Raw genomic sequence first — 6,170 nt, 5'->3', positions numbered from 1 at the left:
GAATATCCGGCAATTGCAAAGGGAAATAGAGCGACTGGTTGCCCTTACACCTGAGGGAAAACCGATCACGGTTGAACGCTGTTCTGATGAAGTTAAGGGGGCGAGTCCGCAACTACAGAGCGAAAAGGAGACGTCCGGGACATTACCGGAACAAATTTCCGCCCTTGAAATACAAGAGATAAAAAAAGCACTTGAGGATTCAAAGGGAAACAAGGTTCAGGCGGCGGCAGTACTCGGAATTACCCGGCAGGGATTATACAAGAAGATGAAGCGATTTGGTTTGGCAGGTTGAGTCTGATCCGGGGGGTTACTGAATAGTTAGAGGGGATGAGAAAGCACTCTCATCCTCGGTGTTATCACTGTATTTTACATAGGCGGTCATGACAAAACTTAAATCTTTTGCGATTACAGGATTTGTGAAAGCTGACATGGGTATTTTCAGCTCTATGGGTTTTTGCTGGTCAGTCCGGTTTTTGTAGTAATCGATATCGAAGTGGGATGGAAAATTTGCTGTGTCCAGTGATATGGTGTTGTTTCTATCGCTATATAAAAGGAGCTTGTTTGAATCACTATAAAAACGGAAACCGGTAAGGTTTGGCACCATAGTCAAGTCATAGGTGAAAGTTATGGTTAAGGTTTTTACTGGGCTTGAAGGATCATCTCCCCCGCCGCCCCCGCATGAGGAAATGGAAAAAAAAATGAATAGCGGGATGAGAAGTATTTTTTTCATGAGAGAAAATCGGGGTAAAACACCTACCCCTTGCAGGGGTTTGTTTAGTAAGAAGTGAAGTTAAACAATACCATGCAAGGGGCAGGATACAAATACAAATATTTATTTTTTCTTCTGCTTGCCGATTAACGCAAGGCCGACAAGTCCGGTGCCGAAAAGAAACAGCGTGCCTGGTTCGGGAACGTCATGGCTTTCTGCATCATGGGAAAAAGGAGCCACGATGTTTTCATTGTTTTTCTTCCCTAGATTATAAAAACCATAGGCGTCGAAGTGGACCCTTGAAAATCCAGCGATGGTCACGGTATACACATTAATTTGCCCGGTGGCTGGAAAAGTTGATGGGAAGCCACCGATGAAGTCTCCAACAGGTGAATCTGTTAAAGTCAGGTCGCCGAGACTCCATTCAAAAAAGCTCACCCCTGCTTTGCCCAATTCTCCATGGCTCGGTAAGGCTTTGCCACGGGAGTCAAGTGGAATTTTGCCGTCATTGTCATAGGGGTCTGATGTATTCAGGTTCGGGGCAACAGGGATTGAGGGATCTGTCACCACGCTTGTCGTTGTTGAAGATAATGAAATAGATCCGGTGGCTAACTCTGAAGTAAGGACCGCAGCGGAGAGTTTCACGCCAGAAAGAGGACCCTTGTTTTCTGAACCGCCAGTATTCCCTATAACCCAGAGTTTGAACGGGTCAGCGGAGTCTATGGTCCATGATTCGGTTGAAGAGTCATATGTTGCGCCTTCCATGTAGATTTGTAAGAGCGGGACTGCCTCTGCTTTAGGAGAAACAGGCAGTGTCCCTAATGTCAAAACAAAAAGGATGGCGATTATTTTACTGAATTTTTTTTCTAACATGATGCTTTTCCTGATTAAATTTTAAGGTGAAGTAAAGTATAGATAATGAGAAATGAATATATTTCAATGATAATCTGATGCAAAAGTTGCACCAATAAACGACGAGGTGTGTAATCTTTTTTTTAAAAGTTATATCAACATGTTACACTTTTGCTTAGGGGCGGAGACGCAGAGGATGGGGTGAATCACCCTGATTATTTCCGGGAATCCGGACCGGATTCCCGGAAAACGTACTTTGTCAAAGATGGAAATCTTCTCCCCATGCCTTGGGGAAAACAACAGAAATTTAATATTCTAATGAAAGAAACTGTGCAACATAAATTCAGTCGAACAGGGCCTGAAAATTTTTCGGGCCTTCCGGTTTTTTTTATCCCGGGCTGGGGCTTTACGTTCGAAAGTGTGGGCCTTGCCGGTCAGGAAAATTCTTTTTATCACCCGGAAATTTTTGTTGATCCGACGAGTTTCGTGAGCGATCTGCAGGAATTTCTCGATTCAGAGAAGATTGACCGCATTATTCTTGCAGGCTGGTCCATGGGCGCGAATCTTGCCCTTGATTTTGCCAAGGTTTATCCTGAAAGGGTTTCAAAACTTATTTTGTTGTCATTGCGAAAAAGTTGGCCGCTCCAGGAGGTTGAGGATATCAAGGCCGGACTTGCTGAAGACTATCAGGTTTTTCTGAGATCATTTTACCGGAAATGTTTTTTAGGTCATAAGGACGCTTACAGGAAATTTCAAACTATTCATCAAGAAAAGCTTCTGGCGAAGATTGACCCAGAACTCCTTGCCATGGGGATGGATTATCTCCATAAAGATGAAGTTATTCCTGTGCAGGGGGTCGAGACGATTCTGCTCCATGGCAAAAAGGATATCATCGCCCCGGTTGAACAGATGCCGGGCTTTCCAGGATGTCGCACTGAGATCGTTGAACATTGCGGGCATCCGGTTTTTTTGGCAGAGCAGTTTAGCAAACTTCTTTCTGTGTCTCCTTCATCCAAAAAAGAAAAAATCAAGGCAGGATTTTCCAAAGCGGCTGGCACCTATGATTTATATTCCCGGGTCCAGAATGATGTTGCTCTTCAATTGAACACAAAGTTTCAACAATCGTCCACTGTTAAGACGGTTTTGGAAATCGGCTGCGGTACTGGAAATTATACATTGATGCTGGCAGAAAAATTTCCTGTGGCAGATATTACCGGGCTTGATTTTTCAGAAGCGATGATTGCTCAAGCTCGAAAGAAATGTTCCGGCAAGGCGCGCGTCAAGTTTCTCTGCGAGGACGGGGAGCGTTTCCTGAGGCAGACAGGAAAAAAGTTTGATTTTGTAACCTCCAATGCCACCATGCAGTGGTTCGATGATACCAGGCAGGCAGTAGAAGGCATCAGCAGGATTCTGCAACCGGGCGGCAGCTTTACCGGCTCTTTTTTTGGACCTCGATCCCTTGAGGAAGTGAGCAAGGGGCTTTCAGCAATTATGAATCGCGATGTTGATCTACCGGCCAGGAAATTTCACGGAAAGAACGAACTGGAAATTTTTTTTGAGCCACATTTCCAGACCGTATCAGTTGAAAGTGAATTTGTCAGGAAGCAATACAGTTCGTTTCTGGATCTCATGGCCCATATTAAAATGACCGGAACCGGCGGCTGGCAGGCGTCGGCGCCTCTGGTTCTGACAAGAAAAAGGCTGGCTGCTCTTGATGCATGGTTTACAGAGCAGTATGGGGGGTATTGTATGAGTTATGAGATTATTTATATTGTGGCGAGAAGGTGAAAGGTTTTAGCTGAAGGCTGATGACAGATGGCTCAAAGCTCAAGGCTGAAAGGCAAAAGCTGGAAAGGACAGCTTAAAGGTCAAGGGGCAGAGCTGAAAGCGAACAGATGGAAGTTGAAAGGTCAAAGCGGAAAGGAAATTAACACATCTCGTTTCACAAGTTCGTTTTTTTCTTGAACCTTGAGCTTTCAGCTTTGAGCAGATGTTTTTTGGTAACGAATGAATACGATTAACAAAACACATAACGTTATATTCATCACCGGCACGGACACGGATGTGGGAAAGACCTTTGTTTGCGCCTTGCTGCTGCGGTTTTTCCGGGAAAAAGGCATTGATGCCTGCTATCAGAAATGGGTGAGCACCGGAAGTGCCGAGATTTCTGGAGATCTGTTCCGGTGTCTTGATTTTGCCGGGATTAATAAAGAATCAATCAATCTTGACGAACTCTCACCATACAGGTTCTCCCTGCCTGCTTCGCCGCATCTTGCTGCGGAAACAGATAAACGGGCCATTGATTCTGCGGTACTTATAGACTGCACCAGGAGTTTGGCGTTAAAGTACGAGATTGTCCTCCTTGAGGGCGTCGGTGGTGTGCTTGTGCCGTTACGGCGCGATCTGCTCCTTGCCGATCTTATCTCAGGGTGTAAGTTCCGGACACTTGTTGTGGCCAGAAGCGGCCTTGGAACGTTGAACCACACCCTGTTGACCCTTGAAGCACTACGAAACAGGGACATTCCCATAACCGGAGTGATTCTTTCCGATTCCTCGCCGGATGAAAATGAACACCTGGTGGAAGATAATATGCGGAGTATTGTTGAAATAGGGGATGTGAAAGTCTTCGGAAGAATACCCTGGTGTGAAAATCTTGATGATGCCTATGGATTCTTCAGGCCAATTGGGGAAAGAATTGTGAAGGAGCTGAAAGCTCAAGGCTGATTGACTTTCTCACGCGGTCAAAATACTTTTCCTCACCCCTCACCCCTCACCCCTCACCCCTCACTCAGCACTCAGCACTCAGCACTCAGCACTCAGCACTCAGCACTCAACACTCAGCACTCAGCACTCAGCACTCAGCACTCAGCACTCAGCACTATTTTATATACCCCTGTTCTTCAAGATACAGCAGGACTTCCTGGGTTGCCTCGGCCGGGGTCATTGTCGAGGTGTCGATGGTGATTTCAGGATTTGAGGGCGGGATATACGGATCGGAGACTCCGGTGACTCCCTTGATTTTTCCGGCCCGGGCTTTTGCGTAAAGGCCTTTTCTGTCGCGCTGCTCGCAGACTTCCATGGGGGTTGACATGAACACTTCAATGTAGCCGCCGTACTGGCTGATCATCTTCCGGCTTATCTGTCGTGATTCCTCATAGGGCGCGATGGGCGCACAGAGGGCGATGCCGCCGTTCTTGGTGATTTCGCTTGCCACGAAACCGATTCTGGTGATGTTGAGATTCCGGTGTTCTTTGGAGAAGTTGAGCTCGCTGGAAAGATTTTTTCTGACAATATCGCCGTCAAGCAGAGTAACCGGGCGATCGCGCATTTCCAGGAATTTCACCATCAAGGCCTTGGCAATAGTGGACTTTCCTGCACCGGACAGGCCGGTGATAAAGATTGTAAAACCCTGTTTGGAGCGGGGCGGAAAGGCGTAGCGCAGCTCTTTTACCACTCCGGGGAAAGAAAACCATTCAGGAATCTCAAGGCCGTTTTCCAGGCGGCGCTTGAGTTCGGTTGAGGTGATATTCTTTACGGTCATGCCTTCCTGTACCTCATCCTCCAGGACATACTGGGCCTTATCCTCAACATAGACCATGTTTCTGAGCGGCACCATGATGATGCCGGTTTCTTCCTCATACTTCTTTACAAGCTCCTGAGCCGATCCTCGTGTATACAAGGGGCCGTTGCTCTTGTTGTTGGCGTTGGGATCGCCGTGGTCCTCGGCAATAATGATATGGCTGCAACCATAGTTTCTTTTGATTATTGCATGCCAGAGGGCTTCACGGGGGCCGGCCATGCGGCTGGCCAGGGGAAGCAAGCCCAGAAGGATCATGTTTTTGGGGAATTGTTTGGCAATTTCCTGGTAGCAACGGACATGGGTATAATGATCAAGATTTCCTGGATGGCCCAAACCGACAACCGGTTGCAGGAGGATATTTGCCCCGGCTTCGCGGGCGGCGCGCAGGATCATTTCCTTGTGAGCGCAATGAAGATATTTATCCGTATGAAAGCCGACAACCTGCCGCCAGCCGCTTTGTGAAAAGAAACGGTGCGTTTCAGAAGGAGTGAGGCGGAGTTCCTTGAAATCAAAATGCAGGGGGAGATGGAGTCCCTCCAGACTGCCGCCCACATACCAGGATTCGGTCTGCTCCAGAAGATTTCTGACTCCGGAATGTTTGTCCGGATCATCGGTTTCGAAAACAGCTTCAGCCTCGAGTTTTTTGTCAGGTCTCCAGATGCTTTCAACGGTGAGAACCGCCAGCATGAATCCTTCCTGGTCGTTCAGCGCCAGTTGTTGGCCGGGCTTTATTGACGTGGCTGTTTTTTCATCAATATCAAGGCAAATGGGCATGGGCCAGAGGGTGCCATCGGCGAGGCGCATGTTTGCAAGCACATTTTCGTAATCCCCTTTATTCATGAAGCCTCTAAGGGGATAAAAAGCTCGGTTCAACAGCATTTCCAGGTCGCAGAGCTGGCGGTGGTTCAGGTCGATTGCCGGAAAAGACAGGGCTTCCTGGCGGAGGCTTTCGATGCGTCTGAAATGAACCAGCAGGCTTTCGGAGTAGTCGGCCGACTTCAGGGGAGTGTTTTGGTCCGGCATGTTTGT

6 protein-coding genes are annotated in these 6,170 nt (G+C 47.5%); 3 read left to right on the top strand and 3 right to left on the bottom strand.

All coding sequences use genetic code 11. The features are described from left to right. A partial coding sequence (locus KKE17_04040) for a sigma-54-dependent Fis family transcriptional regulator (GenBank protein MBU1709156.1) occupies positions 1 to 292 on the top strand: 292 nt, incomplete at its 5' end. Between the two features lie 15 nt (positions 293 to 307). Here KKE17_04040 and KKE17_04035 read toward each other — a convergent pair. Both KKE17_04035 and KKE17_04030 read right to left on the bottom strand, forming a co-directional pair. Next, positions 308 to 730: a hypothetical protein gene (locus KKE17_04035; protein ID MBU1709155.1), complete on the bottom strand. Its 423-nt coding sequence runs from the start codon at positions 728 to 730 to the stop codon at positions 308 to 310. Between the two features lie 102 nt (positions 731 to 832). Then, complete coding sequence (locus KKE17_04030; GenBank protein ID MBU1709154.1) at positions 833 to 1,582, bottom strand: choice-of-anchor N protein; 750 nt, start codon at positions 1,580 to 1,582, stop codon at positions 833 to 835. 297 nt (positions 1,583 to 1,879) lie between these two features. Here KKE17_04030 and KKE17_04025 point away from each other — a divergent pair, with 297 nt between their 5' ends. After that, complete coding sequence (locus KKE17_04025) at positions 1,880 to 3,349, top strand: alpha/beta fold hydrolase (GenBank protein ID MBU1709153.1); 1,470 nt, start codon at positions 1,880 to 1,882, stop codon at positions 3,347 to 3,349. 219 nt (positions 3,350 to 3,568) lie between these two features. After that, the gene (gene bioD, locus KKE17_04020) at positions 3,569 to 4,285 is read left to right on the top strand and encodes a dethiobiotin synthase (protein MBU1709152.1); all 717 of its coding nucleotides are present in this window, start codon (positions 3,569 to 3,571) and stop codon (positions 4,283 to 4,285) included. 154 nt (positions 4,286 to 4,439) lie between these two features. Here bioD and KKE17_04015 read toward each other — a convergent pair whose 3' ends face one another. Then, positions 4,440 to 6,164, bottom strand: a complete 1,725-nt coding sequence (locus KKE17_04015; protein ID MBU1709151.1) for a bifunctional sulfate adenylyltransferase/adenylylsulfate kinase — start codon at positions 6,162 to 6,164, stop codon at positions 4,440 to 4,442. Between the last annotated feature and the right edge of the window lie 6 nt (positions 6,165 to 6,170).

The organism is Pseudomonadota bacterium (genome assembly GCA_018823135.1).
In the GTDB taxonomy this organism is placed as follows: domain Bacteria; phylum Desulfobacterota; class Desulfobulbia; order Desulfobulbales; family CALZHT01; genus JAHJJF01.
This window is presented reverse-complemented; position numbering and strand designations above follow the sequence as displayed.

What these genes read in the sequence shown, in the direction of transcription:
- KKE17_04025 (MBU1709153.1), top strand. Translation starts at nt 1,880, where the DNA reads ATGAAAGAAACTGTGCAACATAAATTCAGTCGAACAGGGCCTGAAAAT.
- KKE17_04030 (MBU1709154.1), bottom strand. Translation starts at nt 1,582, where the DNA reads ATGTTAGAAAAAAAATTCAGTAAAATAATCGCCATCCTTTTTGTTTTG.
- bioD (MBU1709152.1), top strand. Translation starts at nt 3,569, where the DNA reads ATGAATACGATTAACAAAACACATAACGTTATATTCATCACCGGCACG.
- KKE17_04035 (MBU1709155.1), bottom strand. Translation starts at nt 730, where the DNA reads ATGAAAAAAATACTTCTCATCCCGCTATTCATTTTTTTTTCCATTTCC.
- KKE17_04015 (MBU1709151.1), bottom strand. Translation starts at nt 6,164, where the DNA reads ATGCCGGACCAAAACACTCCCCTGAAGTCGGCCGACTACTCCGAAAGC.